General features: G+C 38.4%; 17 protein-coding genes. 16 read left to right on the top strand and 1 reads right to left on the bottom strand.

Features of this window, described 5'->3' with window-relative positions:
• The first annotated feature begins 64 nt into the window (after nt 1–64).
• The 9 genes from VKY50_RS11230 to VKY50_RS11270 all read left to right on the top strand — a co-directional run bounded on the left by VKY50_RS11230 (nt 65) and on the right by VKY50_RS11270 (nt 9858).
• The gene (locus tag VKY50_RS11230) at nt 65–1660 is read left to right on the top strand and encodes a hypothetical protein (protein ID WP_324301887.1); all 1596 of its coding nucleotides are present in this window, start codon (nt 65–67) and stop codon (nt 1658–1660) included.
• Complete coding sequence (locus VKY50_RS11235; RefSeq protein ID WP_324301917.1) at nt 1660–2661, top strand: vWA domain-containing protein; 1002 nt, start codon at nt 1660–1662, stop codon at nt 2659–2661. The genes VKY50_RS11230 and VKY50_RS11235 overlap by 1 nt, the downstream gene beginning before the upstream one ends.
• Before the next feature lie 3 nt (nt 2662–2664).
• A complete protein-coding gene (locus VKY50_RS11240; RefSeq protein ID WP_324301889.1) occupies nt 2665–3711 on the top strand; it encodes a vWA domain-containing protein in 1047 nt (348 codons plus the stop codon).
• A complete protein-coding gene (locus VKY50_RS11245; protein ID WP_324301891.1) occupies nt 3689–4627 on the top strand; it encodes a tetratricopeptide repeat protein in 939 nt (312 codons plus the stop codon). The genes VKY50_RS11240 and VKY50_RS11245 overlap by 23 nt, the downstream gene beginning before the upstream one ends.
• 6 nt (nt 4628–4633) lie before the next feature.
• Nucleotides 4634–6412 carry a BatD family protein gene (locus tag VKY50_RS11250; protein ID WP_324301893.1) on the top strand — a complete coding sequence of 593 codons (1779 nt, stop codon included), beginning with the start codon at nt 4634–4636 and terminating at the stop codon, nt 6410–6412.
• A complete protein-coding gene (locus VKY50_RS11255; RefSeq protein ID WP_324301894.1) occupies nt 6409–7197 on the top strand; it encodes a tetratricopeptide repeat protein in 789 nt (262 codons plus the stop codon). The genes VKY50_RS11250 and VKY50_RS11255 overlap by 4 nt, the downstream gene beginning before the upstream one ends.
• 124 nt (nt 7198–7321) lie before the next feature.
• Nucleotides 7322–7576, top strand: a complete 255-nt coding sequence (locus VKY50_RS11260) for a hypothetical protein (RefSeq protein ID WP_324301896.1) — start codon at nt 7322–7324, stop codon at nt 7574–7576.
• 66 nt (nt 7577–7642) lie between these two features.
• Nucleotides 7643–9190, top strand: a complete 1548-nt coding sequence (locus VKY50_RS11265; RefSeq protein WP_324301898.1) for a SulP family inorganic anion transporter — start codon at nt 7643–7645, stop codon at nt 9188–9190.
• 41 nt (nt 9191–9231) lie between these two features.
• Nucleotides 9232–9858 (top strand): carbonic anhydrase, encoded by a 627-nt coding sequence (locus VKY50_RS11270; protein WP_324301900.1) that lies wholly within the window; start codon nt 9232–9234, stop codon nt 9856–9858.
• Nucleotides 9859–9931: 73 nt separating this feature from the next.
• Here VKY50_RS11270 and VKY50_RS11275 read toward each other — a convergent pair whose 3' ends face one another.
• Nucleotides 9932–10501 carry a CvpA family protein gene (locus VKY50_RS11275; protein WP_324301902.1) on the bottom strand — a complete coding sequence of 190 codons (570 nt, stop codon included), beginning with the start codon at nt 10499–10501 and terminating at the stop codon, nt 9932–9934.
• Between the two features lie 107 nt (nt 10502–10608).
• On the opposite strand from VKY50_RS11275, the gene VKY50_RS11280 reads away from it, so the two are divergent.
• The 7 genes from VKY50_RS11280 (at nt 10609) to VKY50_RS11310 (ending at nt 18939) form a co-directional block, all read left to right on the top strand.
• The gene (locus VKY50_RS11280) at nt 10609–10965 is read left to right on the top strand and encodes a hypothetical protein (RefSeq protein ID WP_324301903.1); all 357 of its coding nucleotides are present in this window, start codon (nt 10609–10611) and stop codon (nt 10963–10965) included.
• A 99-nt stretch (nt 10966–11064) separates the two neighbouring features.
• Nucleotides 11065–12084: a phenylalanine--tRNA ligase subunit alpha gene (gene pheS, locus VKY50_RS11285; RefSeq protein WP_324301905.1), complete on the top strand. Its 1020-nt coding sequence runs from the start codon at nt 11065–11067 to the stop codon at nt 12082–12084.
• Nucleotides 12084–12479, top strand: a complete 396-nt coding sequence (locus tag VKY50_RS11290; RefSeq protein WP_324301907.1) for a hypothetical protein — start codon at nt 12084–12086, stop codon at nt 12477–12479. The genes pheS and VKY50_RS11290 overlap by 1 nt, the downstream gene beginning before the upstream one ends.
• Before the next feature lie 237 nt (nt 12480–12716).
• Entirely contained in the window at nt 12717–13235 is a 519-nt protein-coding gene (locus VKY50_RS11295; protein ID WP_324301909.1) for a GbsR/MarR family transcriptional regulator, read from the top strand.
• A complete protein-coding gene (locus VKY50_RS11300; protein WP_324301911.1) occupies nt 13232–14356 on the top strand; it encodes an efflux RND transporter periplasmic adaptor subunit in 1125 nt (374 codons plus the stop codon). Before VKY50_RS11295 ends, VKY50_RS11300 begins: the two co-directional genes overlap by 4 nt.
• 30 nt (nt 14357–14386) lie before the next feature.
• Nucleotides 14387–17527: an efflux RND transporter permease subunit gene (locus VKY50_RS11305; RefSeq protein WP_324301913.1), complete on the top strand. Its 3141-nt coding sequence runs from the start codon at nt 14387–14389 to the stop codon at nt 17525–17527.
• Nucleotides 17528–17541: 14 nt separating this feature from the next.
• Nucleotides 17542–18939, top strand: a complete 1398-nt coding sequence (locus VKY50_RS11310) for an efflux transporter outer membrane subunit (protein WP_414652338.1) — start codon at nt 17542–17544, stop codon at nt 18937–18939.
• The last annotated feature ends 363 nt before the right edge of the window (nt 18940–19302 follow it).

Below are 19302 nucleotides of genomic sequence, written 5' to 3' on the forward strand. Positions count from 1 at the left end.
CATTGAAATGTTTGAATTTGTGTTAAATAAAATGTTCTACATATTGAAAATAAGGTGTTCTATCTTGTTGGTACTTTTTGGCCATATGTTGGTTTTTTCCCAATCTAACCCAGAGGTTACCTCCACTGTAGATACTACCCAAATGAAAATTGGAGAACAGATACACTTTAAGATAGCCGTTGAGGTGGATAGTACCGCTGAGGTTATTTTTCCAGAGGGACAAACCTTTATTCCTTTGGAGATGGTGGAACAACGGCCCACCGATAGTGTGATACTACAAGATAAGTTAAAATTAATCAAGGAGTATGCCTTAACACAATTTGATTCTGGTCATTATACCATACCTACACAACAGTTAATGATCAATGGAAAACCATTCTTTACAGATTCTCTAACCATTCAGGTCAATGATGTGGTGGTCGATACTACCAAACAGAAGATGTATGATATTAAATCTTTGGTGATGGTTGATAAACCAGTCGGGGATTGGTGGATATGGTTGTTAATCGGTTTTATTGTTGTCGCAGCCATTGGCTTTGTGATCTATTGGTTTGTCATAAGAAAGAAGCCGCTCTCTGAAGAAGAAAAAATTGCACTATTACCACCTTATGATAGAGCTTTGGCAGAATTAAAAAAATTAGATGAGTCCAGGTATTTAATTCAATCCGAGTATAAAGAGTACTATACAGAACTAACCAATATAGTTAGGTATTATCTAGAAGAAGATGTGCGCATCTCTGCAATGGAAAGCACTACTGATGAATTGATTACCAAAATGGAACTTCTTTGTGATTCTGGAAATTTAAAATTAGATAGTGATACTATCAACCAATTTAAAAACGTACTAAAAACAGCTGATTTAGTAAAGTTTGCCAAGTCAAGACCAGATGATTCCGTGGTTGCAGATGACCGCAGAACTGTGGAAAGTATCGTGGTGAAAACCAAGCAAGCCCTTCCTGAGCCTACTGAAGAAGAACTCATGGAACAAGAGGCCTATGTTGAAGAGTTAGTTAGAAAGAAGAAAAAGAAACAAATCAAAAAAGCTGTCCTGGCCGCTGGAGCAATCGTGGTGATTGCAATCGGGGTATTGACTTATATCTTCGGCTTTGAATCCATAAAGGATCATGTGTTTGGCCACCCTAACAAGACCTTATTAGAGAATAAGTGGGTGGGTAGTTCCTACGGATACCCTTCGATGTATGTAGAAACACCAGTTGTTCTAAAACGAGTTGAGGATATAAAGAAAGATGGTGGGGTGGGTACAAGTAGTAACCAGCGATATACCTATGGTGAGATTCACGGAAACTTTTTTATACAGCTCAATGTAGCTACCTATGAGAAAAAGGAGGATTTTGATGCTCAAAAAGCCATAGAGACTGCTATAGAAAGGGTGGAAAATGCTGGCGCACGAAATATGATCGTAAAGCAAGAGGATTTTATAAGCCCCACTGGAAAGGAAGGAAACAAGGTGTTTGGAACTCTAAATTTAGAGGATCCAGAAAGGGGAACTATTAGAAATGTTTCCTATGTGATATTGAGTTTTGTTCAAAATGGAGGTTTTCAGCAACTTACCATGGTGTACCCGAAAAATGATAAATATGCCGATAGGATAGTTGATCAGATTACCAGTTCAATAGATTTTAAAACCCAAAGTGAATGATGTTTGACAATGTAGAATTTGTAAACCCTGAGTTCTTTTGGTTGTTATTATTGCTTCCAATTGCAGCGGTATGGTATTTTTTCAAACGAAAAAAGCAAACAGCCTCCCTTAAAATCTCAAGTATTAAAGGCTTTAAAGGGAACACATCGATACTTACCAAATTAAAGCCAATGTTGTTTGTTATGCGATTGTTGGCCTTGGCTGCTCTGATCACTGCAATGGCAAGACCCCAACGAGAAGATATCTCTACAAGGACTAAGACAACTCGTGGGATTGATATTGTAATGGCTATTGATGTTTCCTCGAGTATGTTGGCGCGGGATTTGAAACCCAATAGACTGGTAGCATTAAAGGAAGTTGCGTCGGATTTTATCAAAGAGCGGGTCAATGACCGTATTGGTCTTGTAGTCTACTCTGGAGAAAGTTATACTAAAACCCCTATTACCAGTGATAAAAGTATTGTGCTGAAAGCCTTAAATGAAATTACCTATGGCCAATTACAGGATGGTACGGCTATTGGAATGGGACTCGCCAATGCTGTCAACAGAATTAAGGATAGTAAAGCCAAAAGTAAGGTGTTAATACTCTTAACTGATGGGGTGAATAATTCGGGATTTATTGAACCAGAAACAGCGGCAGGTTTAGCTGTTGAATACGGAATAAAAACATATACCATTGGGATAGGAACTAATGGCATGGCGCTCACCCCTGTGAGTTATAACCCTGATGGGTCTTTTAGATATGGGATGAGCAAAGTCGAGATCGATGAACAGCTTCTTAAGGATATTGCTGATCAGACTGGAGGAGTATATTTTAGAGCAACAAATAATGAAAAGCTCTCGGAGATTTACGAGGAGATTAATAAATTAGAAAAGACGGATCTAGAGGAAATCAAATACTATAATTACGAAGAAGAGTTTCGATACTTTGCACTTTTTGCATGTGGGTTATTGGTGTTAGAGAGCATATTGCGTTTCACGGTTTTTAGAAGTTTGGTTTAAATTATGTATCAATTAGACGAAAAAATATATTTCTACGTACTGGGGATTATCCCGTTTTTAGTGGTTTTGTTTATCGGTTATAGGATATGGCAAAGGCAAGCTCAGAAACGTTTTGCTGATGCAGACACTTTAAACAAATTAAGCCCGAACAAATCGACCTTTAAGTCATCCTTAAAGCTTGTTCTGATTTTGTTGGCCATTAGTTGTTTGGCCATTGCACTTGTCAATCCAAAGATTGGGACTAAAATGGAGACCGTAAAACGTGAGGGTGTGGATATTGTCTTTGCCATTGATGTGTCCAAAAGTATGATTGCGGAGGATATTGCGCCCAATAGACTTGAAAAGGCGAAACGTTTGGTCTCTGAGATCATTAATCATCTAGCCTCTGATAGAATCGGTATTATAGCCTATGCTGGTCAGGCACACCCACAATTGCCTATCACCACAGATTATTCGGCTGCAAAAATGTTTTTGCAAAGTATGAATACCGACATGATGTCATCCCAAGGAACGGCTATAAATGAAGCAATTGAACTTGCTACAACATATTTTGATGATCAAGATCAAACCAATAGGGTGTTATTTTTAGTATCCGACGGAGAGGACCATTCTAACGCCACTTCGGATGCAGTGGAGGAAGCTAGTGCCGCAGGTATTAAGATATTTTCCATTGGAATTGGAACTGCTAAAGGAGGCCCCATGCCGATTCGAGTTAACGGTGTGATCGATTCTTATAAAAAGGACAAAAATGGAGAGGTCGTTATTACCAAGTTAAATGAACCTGTCCTTCGTGCCATTGCTCGTGAGGGAGGTGGTGAATATATAGATGGGACAAATACCTCTGCCGTAGTGGAACATGTTACTGCCCTTTTAAGTCAAATGGATAAAACTGAATTTGAGTCCAAGCAATTTGCAGATTTTAAGGATCAGTTCCAATGGTTTATTGCTGGTGCAATTCTGTTGTTATTTTTGGATATTTTCCTCTTGGAGCGCAAGACCGCATGGATCCAAAAGTTAAATTTGTTTAATGAAAAGAACTATGATCAGTAGGAGAATAATATATCGCAATTTAAGATCTCATCATAAGGGTGCATTAGAGTTACTTATGTTGGCTGCTCTTTTGTTATGTGTTGTAGATGCTGCTGCTCAAGATAGTAAACATTTAAAACAACAAGAGAAAGCTATTGAGAATTCGCTGAATTTAACCTTTCAAGGTAATTCAGATTTACTCCAAAGACAGGATGACATTCAAGCAGAGATGGCTTATAGAAGAGCCATATCAGAGAATGATAGCAACAGCATAGCAAAGTATAATCTTGGGAACTTGTATTATAATAACAACAGCATGGGCGAGGCCTTTATGCGCTATAAGGAAGCAGGCCTAAGTTCTAAAGACAAGGCAGAGAAGCACAAGGCATATCACAATTTAGGAAATGTGTTTATGAAGAATAAGGAGTTTTCTAAGGCAGTCGAAGCATATAAGGAGGCCCTACGAAATGATCCTACAGATGATCAGACGCGTTACAACTTGGCCTTGGCTAAGCAAAAGCGTGATAATGAGCAAAATCAGAATCAGGACAATCAGGATCAGAATGATGAAGATAACCAAAAAGATCAAAATCAAGATAATAAGGATCAGAATCAAGATAACAAACAGAACGACCAAGATAAAAAAGACGACAATACGGGCCAGGAGAAAAAGGATGAGCAAGGTGATCAGAAAGATAAAAATCAACCAGAGGATCAAGGTCAGCAGCAACCTCAGGATAATAAACCTGATCAAGGGGATAAACAACCCAGTGAAAAGCCACAAGAGAATCAACAACCGCCTCGACCGAATCAACTTTCGCCTCAGCAGATAAAAAATATTTTAGAAGCGATGAATAATGAAGAGAAAAAAGTGCGGGAACGAATCAATGCGGAGCAAGTGAAAGGCAAACCGATTAAAAATGAAAAAGACTGGTAAACAACCATGAAATATAACATTTATATATTACTATTGTTTGCATGTGTTACTGGAGTTTTAACAGCTCAGGATACAGCGGTTAAATTTGAGGCTACGGTCAGTAAATCGGAATTAGGCGTCAATGAGCGGCTTCGTATCGAATTTACTATGAATAAGGACGGGGATAACTTCATGCCGCCTTCTTTCGATGGTTTTCAGGTACTTATGGGGCCAAACCAATCGGTAAGTCATTCTTGGGTCAATGGAAAGAGATCGTTTTCAAAAACGTATTCCTACATTTTAAACCCCCAGGCTAAAGGAACCTTTACAATTAAACAAGCAGCGGTGGAGATTGATGGAGAGATCTACAAGACAACCCCTATTACGATCACCGTAACAGAGGCTGTAAATGATCCTAATGCACCCCCTTCTGCAACTGAAATAGCGGGAGACAATCTCCATTTAGTCGCTGAGGTCTCTAACACAAACCCTTATTTGAATGAGGCCGTTAGTGTGGTATATAAATTATATGTCAGTCCAAGAATCAATGTTTCTAATTTTGTTCCCAAGGCCAATCCGACCTATAACAATTTTTGGTCTCAGGATATTAGAGTGAGTCGTTATCAAGTGGAAACAGGGCTTTATAAAGGGGAGCAATACCGCTATGTGGTATTGAAGAAAACAGTGTTGTATCCTCAAAAAACGGGAAAATTGGAAATTGAACCTCTAGCGCTCGATGTTACCGTTGATGTGCCGACCAACCGCAGGGATATTTTTGGGGGTCGTTTGTACAATCAAATCAATAAAACCGTTACCGCTGGAAGACGTACCCTCACTGTGAAGCCACTCCCAGAACAAGGAAAACCAGCTGGATTTACTGGGGCTGTAGGTCAATTTAATTTTGATGTAGTGGCTTCAAAATCTGACTTAAAAGCAAACGAATCCCTTACTGCCAAATTAAAAGTAACAGGAACCGGGAATCTAAAGCTTTTTGAATTGCCAAAGTTAATCCTTCCAAGTTCTTTAGAGGTGTATGAACCTGAACTAGTAGAAGATGTAACCACAACACTCTCAGGAAGTAAAGGAACCATATCAAATAATTATACCATTGTTCCGCAATACAAAGGGAAGTATCCAATTCCGAGTGTTGCTTTTTCTTATTTTGACCCAGTTAAAGGTAAGTACAATACCGTTACTTCACAGCAATTATTAATCAATGTCTTTGAAGGACCTACCAATGATGAGGATGTGGCAGATGCTGGTGCTGGTGTAGTGAAACAAAGTATAGCGGCAGACGATAATCAGTTTAGATTTATTAAACTCTCCACTGAGCTAATTCCGAAATCAACATCCGTATTCTTTGGAACTACCTTGTATTATTTATTACTGCTCATCCCGCTTTTAGGTATACCAATTGCGATACTTATAGGTAAAAAACGCGCTGAAATGGCAGGTGACCTTATCGGGAACCGCGTTCGAAAAGCCAATAAACTTGCCAAAAAATATCTTTCAGAGGCCAAAAGAAATATCGGGGATAAAGAAGTGTTCTACGAATCTCTAGAACGCGCCTTACATAATTACCTGAAAGCGAAATTAAAAATAGTCACCTCAGAATTTAGCAAAGAGAAAATTAGTGAATTACTTCTCTCGAATAACGTAGAGAATCAGGTGGTTGATGATTTTATCGCTATACTAAAAAGTTGTGAATTAGCACGCTATTCGCCTTCTAGTAAGGCTGCGATGGAAGAAGATTATCAAAAGTCTGCGGATGTAATTTCTAAAATTGATAAACAGTTCAGGAAATGAAAAAAGCCATTTTAAATAGCTACAGATTTACGTTGTTTTTGGGCTTAATGCTTTGTGCATTACCTTCTTTTGCTCAGCAAAATAACATTGATCTTTTTGAAAAGGCCAATAGCCTGTACAATAAAGGGGAGTATCAATTGGCTATTGAGGATTATTTAAAAATCTCAGAAAGTGGACAGCACTCTGCTGAATTGTATTATAATTTAGCAAACGCTTATTACAAGCTCAATCAAATCGCTCCAAGTATCTATTATTATGAAAAGGCGTTAATACTCAATCCAAAGGATAAAGATGTATTAAATAACTTAAAATACGCTCAAAACATGACCATTGATGCCATTGACCAGATGCCCCAAACTGGTATCGATCGATTGGTATCTTCGATTGTGAATGTGTTCTCACATACAACTTGGGCTGTTTGTTCGATCGTATTGATGGTTCTTTTTGTAGTGATATTTCTTTTGTACTATTTCTCGAGCCATCACCGGTGGAAACGACTCTATTTTGTGCTTAGCTTTTTTGTGTTCCTTCTGGTCTTAGGAGCCATCTTAGGAGCCTACAAACAGTATACAATTCAGAACAGTAAAACACCCGCTATTATATTTGCTAAGGAAACCTCAGTGACCTCAGAGCCTAATATGGGAAGCGAAGAAATTTTCAAATTGCATGAAGGAACCAAGGTCAATGTACTGGACACCATGGGAGGGTGGAAGAAAATTCGTCTTTCGGATGGGAAAATTGGATGGTTACCCAAAGGGGACTTAAGAGTTATAAAAGATTTTTAATTTTTAGTTAACAAAATTTATTTTCCGATGCCTTATATTTGGCAGTAGAAAATCATAGACGTTTACTTTGAATCCAAAAAAGAAAATACTTTCATGTTTTTTTCTGATAATTTTCGGAGCCTTTTTGATTGCCCCTGCGGTAGTTAAGGTCATTGAGAGTAATGTAGACGTAGCTGTATTTTTTAATGTAGCCGAAGAGGAGAAGACGGATAATTCGTTGAATCAATTGAAAGAAGTCAAAGAATTACCGTACCATAAATCTTCCGAATTGGCTATGGCAAGCTTGGAGCAAAAAAGATCTGAATATCATTTCTACATCCTACATAACTACGACATGGTGATTGATGTCTTATCACCGCCTCCCGAACATATCGCTTAAATTTTCGGTTAAAGTTTAAGTATAATTAAAAATTGCTCAGTGCGTAACTGGGCTAAATATATAGGTATGTTCAAAAATTTAAAAAATGATTTACCAGCATCCCTAGTGGTTTTCTTTGTGGCCTTACCACTATGTCTGGGGATTGCACTGGCCAGTGGTGCACCATTGTTTTCAGGTGTTATTGCTGGAATAATCGGAGGAATAGTTGTTGGAGGGCTTAGCGGTTCTTCAATTGGCGTTAGTGGGCCAGCTGCGGGCCTAGCCGTGATAGTTTTTGCAGCAATTGCAAATTTAGGGTTTGAAAGTTTTCTAGTAGCGGTGGTTATTGGAGGAGCGTTACAAATTCTACTGGGAATCTTAAGAGCTGGAGTGATCGGATATTATTTTCCCTCATCTGTAATTAAAGGAATGTTAGCTGGGATCGGTATTATTATATTCATAAAGCAGATTCCTTTGGTGTTAGGAATCGATTCCACGGCATTTTCAGCCAGTGGTGTTATGCAATTTGTTAATTCGATTCACCCGAGTGTGGTGATTATTTCTGTGCTATCCCTAGGAATCCTTTTGCTATGGGATAAAGTATTGGTGAAAAAACACGACCTTTTTAAAGTGATTCCTGGTCCATTGGTGGCAGTGGTGATTGGGGTTTTCTATTTTTTGTTTGCCCAATCCATTTCTGGCTTTCAAATTTCAGGAAATCACTTGGTCAGTGTGCCTGTTCCTGAGGATTTTAATTCGTTCATAGGACAGTTTAGTTTTCCGAATTTTTCCGCTCTTAGCAATCCAGAGGTTTGGATCACTGGATTCACCATTGCTGTAGTTGCTAGTCTTGAGACCTTATTGTGTGTAGAGGCAACTGATAAATTGGATCCAGAAAAAAGGGTCACCCCTACCAACAGAGAGCTGATCGCTCAGGGAACGGGTAATATGCTGTCGGGTTTCATAGGAGGACTGCCCATAACCCAAGTAATTGTAAGGAGTTCCACCAACCTACATGCTGGTGGTAAAACTAAATTATCACCCATTTTACATGGTTTTTTAATCCTGATTTCGGTTATTTTAATTCCCACTTTTTTAAATATGATCCCAATAGCTGTATTGGCATCTGTTTTATTGATTGTGGGTTATAAACTTGCCAAACCAGTATTGTTTAAACAGATGTTTTCACTGGGTGCATCGCAATTCATTCCTTTTATAATTACTGTGCTCGGGGTAGTGTTTGCGGATCTTTTAATCGGGATCGGCCTTGGATTGGCCGTCGGAATAATTACCATACTGATCAATAGTTATCAGAATTCTCATTTTCTTCAAGTTGAACAACAGGATAACGGAGGTCAGATTGTAAAAATGACCCTTGCAGAGGAAATTTCATTCTTAAATAAAGGGGCGATTTTAAATGAGTTAAACAGGTTACCGGAACAAACCGTATTGGAATTGGATGTAAGGAAAACTGTTAGACTTAACTACGATATTTTAGAAATACTGGACGATTTCGCATATACCTCAAAACAGAAAAACATAGGAGTTAAATTGATCACCGCTCAAGGTGTGGTGGAAAATCCTAACAATTTTTCTAGTCTTTTGTTATCAAAAGCAAAGAGCAAAGTCGCATAATCAGGATTTAAATTTAATACTTTTGTAAAAAAATGAACATAATGAACGTTGAATCAGTATTTGAAAATAACAAAAAGTGGATTGCCCAGAAATTGGAATTAGATCCTGAGTATTTTACGAAGCTAGGCAAAGGCCAGGATCCTAAGCTATTATACATTGGTTGCTCTGATAGCCGAGTTACCGCTGAAGATCTAATGGGTCTAGGCCCTGGGGAAGTTTTTGTACATCGTAATATTGCCAATTTAGTTGTCGGAACAGATTTGAATGCCATGTCTGTGGTAGAGTATTCTGTAAAACACCTAAATGTGGAACACGTGGTTATTTGTGGTCACTACGGTTGTGGAGGGGTAAAAGCCGCAATGCAATCGGCAGACCTAGGGATTTTAAATCCTTGGCTGAGAAATATACGAGATGTATATCGTTTACACCAAAGAGAATTAGATACCATAAAGGATCCTGAAAAACAATACAATCGACTGGTAGAACTCAATGTACAAGAACAGTGTGTGAATCTAATTAAGACCGCTGTTATCCAAAAGGCGGTTCGCAATCACGATTTAAAAGTTCACGGTTGGGTATTCGACATCAGAACTGGAAAGTTAATCGATCTTAAAATTGATTTAGATGGTATACTAAAATACATCATGCAGATTTATACCCTTGATTAAACCCAGATGAAAATGTTATACAAAAAAGCACCTCCCAAAGGTGCTTTTGTAATTTCTAGCCATTATAGAATGCTTAAATAGAATCGTTCGCAGTACCAGAATGTTGTTTCAAAGGAACTTGATGTTGGTCAAATTCAAGGTTGAGCTTATCAAAGTTAGGCTCCTCACGAATGACCCAAGCAAAAATGTAATTTCCCACATGCCGCACCTTTGGATATAATATAGCATTCTCGAGGGTATTTTGATTGATTAGCCCAAAACTTTGATTTCCACGATCAATAAAAACCAGTATAGCCCCTAAAATGATCGTAATTTTTAATCCCCCTAGAGCAGCCCCGAAGAGTTTATTTACAAATCCCAGAGCTGCAAAATTAGCAATTTTGGTGAGTAATCTCCCGATTAGGGAGACTGCAATTATGATGATAACAAAGGTTAGTGCGAAAGCAACAAGGCTTATATAATGTGGATCCCACTGTATTTCCTGTCTGAGGAAGTCACCGATATAGTATGAAAAATGAATAGCGCCGTAGATCCCAATAATTAAAGCAACAATGGAGGCCACCTCGATAAAAAAACCTTTTAAAAAACCCCGCACAATTCCATAAAGTAGTAATCCCCCGATAATAATATCAATGTAATTCATCCTAAATATGCTAATGAAATTTAACAAATATAGTATTTTTAACGGATTGAAGTTCCAAGAGGGCAAATGTGAATTTAGTTGTTTATTTTTGCAATAAATTTTACGAAATGGCAAGAGATGAGGCCCTGAAGTTAAAATGGGATACATTGGTTAAGAAACTATCTAATCGTTTCGCTGATGGTGAAATTTTAGACTTAGAGTCAATTATATACCTAGTTGGGGTACAAGAGTTAGGACAGTTAAATAGGGGGTTTAAGAAGGATGAAAAGTTAAATCTAATGCACATTGCGATCTGTAAATTACTAGAACCATATGGTTATTATGAGTTTGATTTTTACGATGAAGATGGTTGGCCTCATTATACTGTAAAAGCGCAATTACCCAACTTAAAGGCAGGAGAGCAATCCATATTGATGAAAGAAGCTCTGGTACAGTATTTTACAGAAAATGGCTATTTGGAATGACCCCCCTCCAATCTTTTTTAGATCGTTAGAATAATTACCTTAAGTTAAGAAGGTATTTTATTAGGAATAATTAAATTTGCGCATTCAAAGACAATACATATGATATCTAGCATTAAGGAACATATTGAAAAGGTAAAGGCTTTTTCGACTGATCAATTAGAGGAGGTAGAGCGTTTCAGAATTCAATACTTAGGAAAGAAAGGAGTTCTTAATGATTTTTTTGCAGCATTTAAAAACGTACCAAATGAGCAGAAAAAGGAATTTGGTCAAGTGATCAATGAATTAAAAAACGCTGCACAGGATAAGGTGACTTTCCTAAAAGAAGCTTTGGAAAACAGGGCTAGTTCTATCGCGCAATATGGCGATTTAACCCGACCTGGGATGCCATTTGAGGTGGGCTCAAGGCACCCGATATCACTTGTTAGAAATCAGATCATTGATATTTTTTCACGTATTGGATTTAATGTTTCAGAAGGTCCTGAGATTGAAGATGACTGGCATAATTTTACTGCACTAAATTTGCCAGAATATCATCCTGCAAGAGATATGCAGGACACCTTCTTTGTTCAGACCGACCCAGATATTCTTTTGAGAACACACACTTCTTCGGTACAGGTGCGCTATATGGAAAATAACCAACCTCCTATTAGGACCATTTCCCCTGGACGGGTCTATAGGAACGAGGCGATTTCATCGCGTTCGCACTGTTTCTTTCACCAAGTGGAGGGACTGTATATTGACAAAGGAGTTTCATTTGCAGATTTAAAACAAACACTTCAGTTCTTCACTCAAGAGATGTTTGGAAAATCGAAGATACGTTTGCGTCCTTCATACTTTCCATTTACCGAGCCTAGCGCGGAGGTAGATGTATATTGGGGTCTTGAAACTGAAACGGATTACAGAATGACCAAAGGAACTGGTTGGCTTGAAATTATGGGCTGTGGAATGGTGGATCCCAATGTGTTGGAAAATTGTGGTATAGACTCTAAAGAATATACTGGTTTTGCTTTTGGTATGGGTATTGATCGTATAGCATTGTTGTTACATCAGATTTCAGATATTCGTATATTGAGTGAAAATGATATTCGCTTCTTAAAGCAATTTAAATCAGTGTTGTAGTGAAAAAGGATATTCAAATTCCTATTGCAGAGGATGTTTTTGTGGTTGCTGTTCATCAGTGGGATGAAAAGAAGCTAAATAAGGATTGGTGGGTGTATTTAATTAACAACCAAAATCAGCCTTTAGAAGCCACTATTTTAGTTTCCAAGGGCTATGGAGAGGGTTTAAAAACATCCACTATCAGGCACGGCTTTGGAAACGTTGCAGCGAAATCGGTGACCAAGGTTGAATTACTCCAAGAAGAAGTTGTTAAACTTTCCAACGAGTTCTTTTTAACTTTCTTTCAAGAGGGTATTTTATTTGAAAAAAAATTTGTTTTCCAGCCATATCAACTTTTGGAAGCTAATACTACAGAAATTCCACTTTTAGACGAACAAGGCGTTTTAGCCAGATAACAAAGGATTGATTTTACGGCTATTCTACCTGCACAAAGGCGATTTGGCACACTGATTTTGATTTGCATAAATTCATAAATATGTCGCTATTTAACGAAAATAATTGATAGATTTAGTTAATTAACCGATTGATTATCATCGTTGTATCCCGATTAACTTATAATTAACAAATTATTAACTTTGATTAGTTCGGTTAAAACAGAACTAAGTGTACTTTTGTGCTCGTTAAATTTAGGTATGGCAGATCCATTGGAATTAATAAAAATTAAAAAGCAATTAATCGAAGAGATGGGCGTGTATTTTGAAAGTCAAGATGTGCTCTCCCCATTGTCTTCAAGGATATTTGCTTTCTTAGCTCTGACTGGGAATTCTGGCGCCACCTTCGATGAAATTGTCGAGGAATTGGAGGTTAGCAAGAGTTCTGTATCCACCAATCTTCAATTATTGCAAACCATGGGCAGGGTTGGGTACTATACTAAATCAGGAGATCGAAAGCGTTATTTTAAAATTGCTGAAGATAACATGGTGAACCGATTGGATGACAAAGTAGCATCATGGGAACGCGAGAAGGTACTTCATCTCAAAGTTCTAGAGTATAAAGCGCTTCAATTTGAAAACAGTAAACTAACAAAGGAAGAACAACAACGAGAAATGGGTTTTTCTACCCATTATATAGAGTTTTTAGAAAGTATGATTGAAAACTTAAAAAAACTTAAAAATAATTTATTAATAACTATCAATCAGGAACAAAAATGAGGGCAAATTTGTATTTAAAATTATTATCCATAGCAATGGCATTAACTCTTGGTGCTTGCGGCGGGAAAGAACAACAACAAGGTGCAGCACAACAGGCCTTGCCTTTTCCAATAGTGAAAGTAGGTTCGAAGCAGATTACTGGATACAGTAGCTATCCTGCAAGTATTGAAGGTATTGTCAATAGTGATATCCGTGCTAAAGTATCGGGTTATATAAAACAAGTGTTGGTAGATGAGGGTGAAAAAGTTCGCGCAGGCCAACCACTCTTTAGACTAGAAACAGCCTCTTTATCCCAAGATGCTGAGGCGGCTAAAGCATCTGTTAATGCAGCTCAAGTGGAGGTTGACAGACTTGGACCACTTGTTGAAAAAGGGATTGTTAGTAATGTGCAGCTTGAAACCGCTAAAGCTAAATTAGCGCAGGCAAAAAGTACCTACAACAGTATTACAGCCAATATTGGGTATGCCACAGTTAAGAGCCCAATTGATGGTTACGTTGGAGCTATTCCTTACCGTGTAGGGTCATTGATAAGTCCTGCGGATCCAACTCCGCTAACAACAGTTTCGGATATTAGCGAGGTTTATGCTTATTTTTCCATGAATGAAAAAGATTACTTGGATTTTATCCAAAATGCAGAGGGTGAGACCCTTCAGGATAAATTGGACAATTTGCCTGCGGTTAATCTACAGCTAGCAAATGGTAGTATATACAAGGAAAAAGGAAAAATACAAACCGTAACGGGACAAGTAAATCAGAGCACTGGTACTGTAAGTTTTAGGGCAATTTTTGAGAACCCTAATCTAATAGTAACCAATGGTAATAGTGGTAAAGTTTTAATTCCTACTACTTATACCGATGCGCCAGTAATTCCGCAAGCGGCAACCTTTGAAAGACAAGGCCAGATCCTAGTGTACCATGTGAAGGAAGATAACACAGTTTCTGCTGATGTAGTTGAAATTAAAGACAGAATCGATAATTTATATGTAGTGAAATCTGGCGTCAAAGTAGGAGATGTGATCGTATCTGATGGTGTTGGTAAACTTAGACCCAACATGCCTATTGTACCACAAGAGGTACCTTATGATAGCGTAGTTAAGCCATTAGAAACAGTGTTCAAATAATATAAGGATCTCACGACTAAATTGTAAGACATGATAAAAACGTTTATAGAGAGACCTGTTTTATCAACAGTAATCTCGATCATTATAGTGATATTGGGGGTTTTGGGTGTGACTACCTTGCCAATTGAACAATATCCAGATATTGCACCACCAACTATTACGGTTTCTGCTACTTATCCTGGAGCTAACGCCGAGACTATATTGGAGAGTGTAATTATCCCGATAGAGGAACAAGTGAATGGAGTGGAAGGGATGACCTACATCACTTCTACGGCTACAAACGCTGGTACTGCTGAAATCACCGTATATTTTGATCAAGAAACCGATGCAGATATTGCTTCAGTGAACGTTCAAAATAGGGTTGCGCGTGCGAATCCTTTATTACCACAGGAGGTAATCCAAACAGGGGTAACCACGCAGAAGCAACAAACCAGTGCATTGATGTTTATGTCGTTTTATTCGACCAATGAAAATTATGATGCCACCTTCTTAGCCAACTATTTGAAAATCAATGTTACTCCTGAAATTCAAAGGGTAAATGGAGTTGGTAATGTCCAGGTGTTTTCCGCGCAGGATTACTCTATGAGAATTTGGTTAAAACCAGAAAAGTTAGCGGCTTATAATCTAATTCCAACAGATGTAATGGCAGCGCTTAATGAGCAAAGCTTGGAAGCAGCTGCAGGTTCTCTTGGGGAGAACAATGGAGAGGCATTCTCATATGTAATTAAATATAGTGGTCGATTTAAGACTGAAAAACAGTACGAGGATATTATTATTAAGGCCTTAGGGAACGGGGAGTATCTGAAGTTGAAAGACGTGGCGGAAATTGAATTGGATGCCTTCTCTTATGCCTCTAGTGCCAAGACCAATGGATATCCAAGTGTGAGTATGGGTATATTCCAAACTAAGGGATCTAATGCTCAAGAAATTATTGAAAACATTAAGGATAAACTAGATGAGATGTCAGCTAGTTTCCCTGAAGGGATAGAGGTTTTTATCCCTTATGATACAAACGTATTCTTAACTGCCTCTATCGATAAGGTTGTCAATACGTTGATCGAAGCATTTATATTGGTATTTATTGTAGTGTTTGTTTTCTTACAAGATTTTAGGTCTACTTTAATTCCAGCCATTGCGGTGCCCGTCGCAATTGTGGGTACATTCTTCTTTTTAAATGTCTTTGGTTATTCGATTAACTTATTGACCTTGTTTGCGCTTGTACTGGCCATTGGTATTGTGGTGGATGACGCCATTGTAGTGGTGGAGGCGGTTCATGCTAAAATAGAAGAAGGTGTCTCAAAAACTTCTATGGATGCCACCCATAGTGCAATGGGGGAAATTACCGGCGCTATTATCTCTATTACTCTAGTAATGTGTGCGGTGTTTATACCTGTGACCTTTATTCAAGGACCGACAGGTGTCTTTTACGAACAATTTGGGGTTACGCTGATCGTGGCGATTTTAATTTCGGCGGTAAATGCCTTGACGCTAAGTCCTGCATTATGTGCGTTGTTATTAAAAACACATTCAGAGGAAGATAAAAAGAAAAAGTCCTTTTTACAGCGATTCTATGATGCTTTTAACAGAGGTTTTAATGCTACAACGGAAAGATATGGTAGGGCATTAGGGTTCTTGGTGAAAAATAAATGGGTAACTGGAGTGATGTTATTGGCTTCTGCTGCTGGAATTTATTGGGCTACTATGGTAACTCCAACTGGGTTTGTGCCCAATGAAGATCGAGCCATGGTTTTCGTTAACGTGGAATTACCCCCAGGGTCATCTATGGATAGAACAGCCCAGGTAAATGAGGAGTTATATGGTAAGATTAAGGACATGCCTGGTATTGATGGTGTAACATTAATTACTGGATTTAGTTTGATCGGTGGTCAAGGGAATAACTATGGTTTAGGGTTTATAAAATTGGATGATTGGGATCTTCGAGAAGATGAAACCTTATCCGTAGATGCCATTACGAAGAAACTCTTCGGTGTGGCGGCTACCATTCCAGGGGCAAATATTATTTTCTTCTCACCCCCTAGTGTACCAGGATTTGGTATGTCTGCTGGTTTTGAGTTTAATTTATTAGATAGATCTGGAGGTGCGTTTACTGATCTTGATCAGGTCAATCAGGATTTTATCATGTCACTTATGCAACATCCTGAAATTCAGTATGCTCAATCTTCCTTTAATACCAACTATCCTCAGTATGAGATGGAAATTGATGTCCCAGTAGCCAAAAGCTTGGGCGTGCCTATTAGCTCAATCTTCTCTACCCTGCAAGGCTATATTGGAGGAATTTACGCAGCGGATTTTTCTCGATTCGGTAAGCAGTATCGTGTGTTCTTGCAAACGCTTCCAGAGGATAGGGCAACATTAGAATCACTTGATGGATTATATGTAAGAACAGGCGATGGAGAAATGGCTCCAATTACGCAATTTATTTCACTTAAAAGAGTGTATGGACCACAGTCGGTAACACGTTTTAACTTATATAATTCTACCAATGTTTCTGGAGCCACTAATCCTGGATTTAGTACAGGGGATGCCATTAATATTATTGAACAAGAGGTTCAAAATCTTCCAACGGATTATGACATTGCCTATTCAGGTTTAACACGTGAGGAAGTAAGTGCGGGTAACCAAACATTTTTAATTTTTGTGCTCAGTATTGTGTTTGTATATTTCTTACTGGCGGCGCAGTATGAGAGCTACATGCTTCCTTTTGCGGTGATTCTATCGTTGCCATTAGGAGTATTTGGGGCATATTTTACGACAATGATTGCCGGCTTGCAGAACAATATTTATTTCCAAATTGCACTGATTATGTTAATTGGACTTCTAGCTAAAAATGCAATTCTAATCGTTGAATTTGCCGTCCAAAGAAGGCGACGAGGAGAGAGTCTTACCGACGCGGCAATTCATGGTGCTAAAGCTCGTTTACGTCCGATTTTAATGACCTCTTTTGCCTTTATTTTAGGATTGATGCCTTTAGCATTGGCAGGAGGTGTAGGAGCAGCGGGTAACCGATCCATCGGTACCGGTGCAGCTGGCGGAATGTTAATTGGAACAATTCTAGGAGTATTTGTTATCCCAGTGCTCTTTGTTATATTCCAATGGTTACAAGAGAAGGTAAGTTCAAAAAAAGAACCATTCACTGAAATTGAAGCTTAATAAATTAAACAATGATGAAAATCAGAACATATAAAGTTTTACTGGGTCTTGCGGTTCCATTTTTACTACAATCTTGTTTTGTAGCTAAGAATTACGAGCGACCAGAGATTGAAACCGAAAATTTATATAGAACCGATCAGATTTCTCTCGATAGTACTTCTCTTGGAATGGTATCTTGGAGGGATTTGTTCGATGATCCCATATTAAAAGGACATATTGAGAAAGCCCTTACTAACAACTTGGATATTCGGGTTGCCATACAGCAGATCGCTGCAACTGAGGCATACCTAAAACAAGGTAAAGCAGGGAATTACCCTACTTTGGGAATTAATGCAACCGCGACTCGGACAGAGAATTCAGAGAATAGTCAGTTCGGAAGTGTATTTAGTGGAGCAATAACGCAGTATGATCTATCAGCGCAGCTTTCTTGGGAGGCTGATATATGGGGTAAAATTAGAAGTAGTAAACGTGCTTTTCAAGCCACTTACTTGCAAAGTATCGAAGCACATAAGGCTGTAAAAACGGAATTGGTTGCTGCGGTTGCTTCGATGTATTATCAATTACTTTCTTTAGATAAACAACTCGAGATTACCGAGCAGACTATAGAAACTCGTCAGGGTAGTTTAGAGACCACAAAAGCGCTTAAAGAGGCAGGTATGTTAACAGAAGTAGCTGTGCAACAAACAGCGGCCCTTTTGTATAATGCTCAGTCTATTAAAATCGATATTAAAAATCAGACCAAAATATTAGAAAATGCTTTTTCTATTCTCTTAGGAGAGCCTGCTCATGGAATTGAGCGTGGTATCCTTGAAGATCAAGAAATCACGACTGATTTGGTTACTGGGGTTCCTTATTTGTTGCTTCAAAATAGACCTGATGTGTTGGCTGCTGAATTTGGTTTGATTAATGCATTTGAGCTTACCAATGTCGCTAGAAGTAGTTTTTATCCATCGATAACTCTAGGAGCAACTGCTGGCTTGCAGAGTATGGAACTTGATAAATGGTTAGATGCAAGTTCGTTTTTTAATACCTTGGTAGGAGGTTTGGTTCAACCTGTTTTAAACGGTCGCAGAATCAGAACGCAGTATGAGGTTTCCAAAGCACAACAGGAACAAGCTCTTCTGACTTATAAAAAGGCATTACTTAATGCTGGAGGGGAAGTCTCAGATGCTTTATATACCTATGAAGCAACTACCGATAAAATTGAGTTAAAAGAAAAAGAGTACCAAGCATATAGATTGGCTTTTGAATATTCTGAAGAGTTGCTGAATCAAGGTTTGGCGAACTATCTGGAGGTGTTGAATGCTCAAGAAAATGTGCTTAATTCGCAATTAGTTTTAGTGAATAATAAATACTTGCAGTTAACCGCCATTGTAGATCTTTATCAAGCCTTGGGAGGCGGATGGCAATAACATAAATAGCGAAGTACAATAATCTTTCTATAATCAATTTAACCCTCGCAATTTGCGAGGGTTATTACTTGGTGCGCCTTGCATGGACGATATCTATAGGGTGTAAGTCCGTAAGCACGCCCAAGCAGTGGGAAGTGTTAGCCTAAAACAAGGGTGTCCATCGCGAGGTGAAATCTGAAGATTATTGCGATTGGACAATGAGCAATATTAAGCAAAATCCCGGCCTGACGGACAGAAACTACATATAAGGCCAAAGTTGTCTGGATAAGGTTGCAAATCAAACCGAAGTCCAATACTGCTCGGAGACAACATGGTAAATGTAGCAGTTAGATGGGATGAAAGTTATCGTTCTTACCTAGGGAG

Source organism: Galbibacter sp. (genome assembly GCF_035306585.1).
In the GTDB taxonomy this organism is placed as follows: Bacteria; Bacteroidota; Bacteroidia; order Flavobacteriales; family Flavobacteriaceae; genus Galbibacter.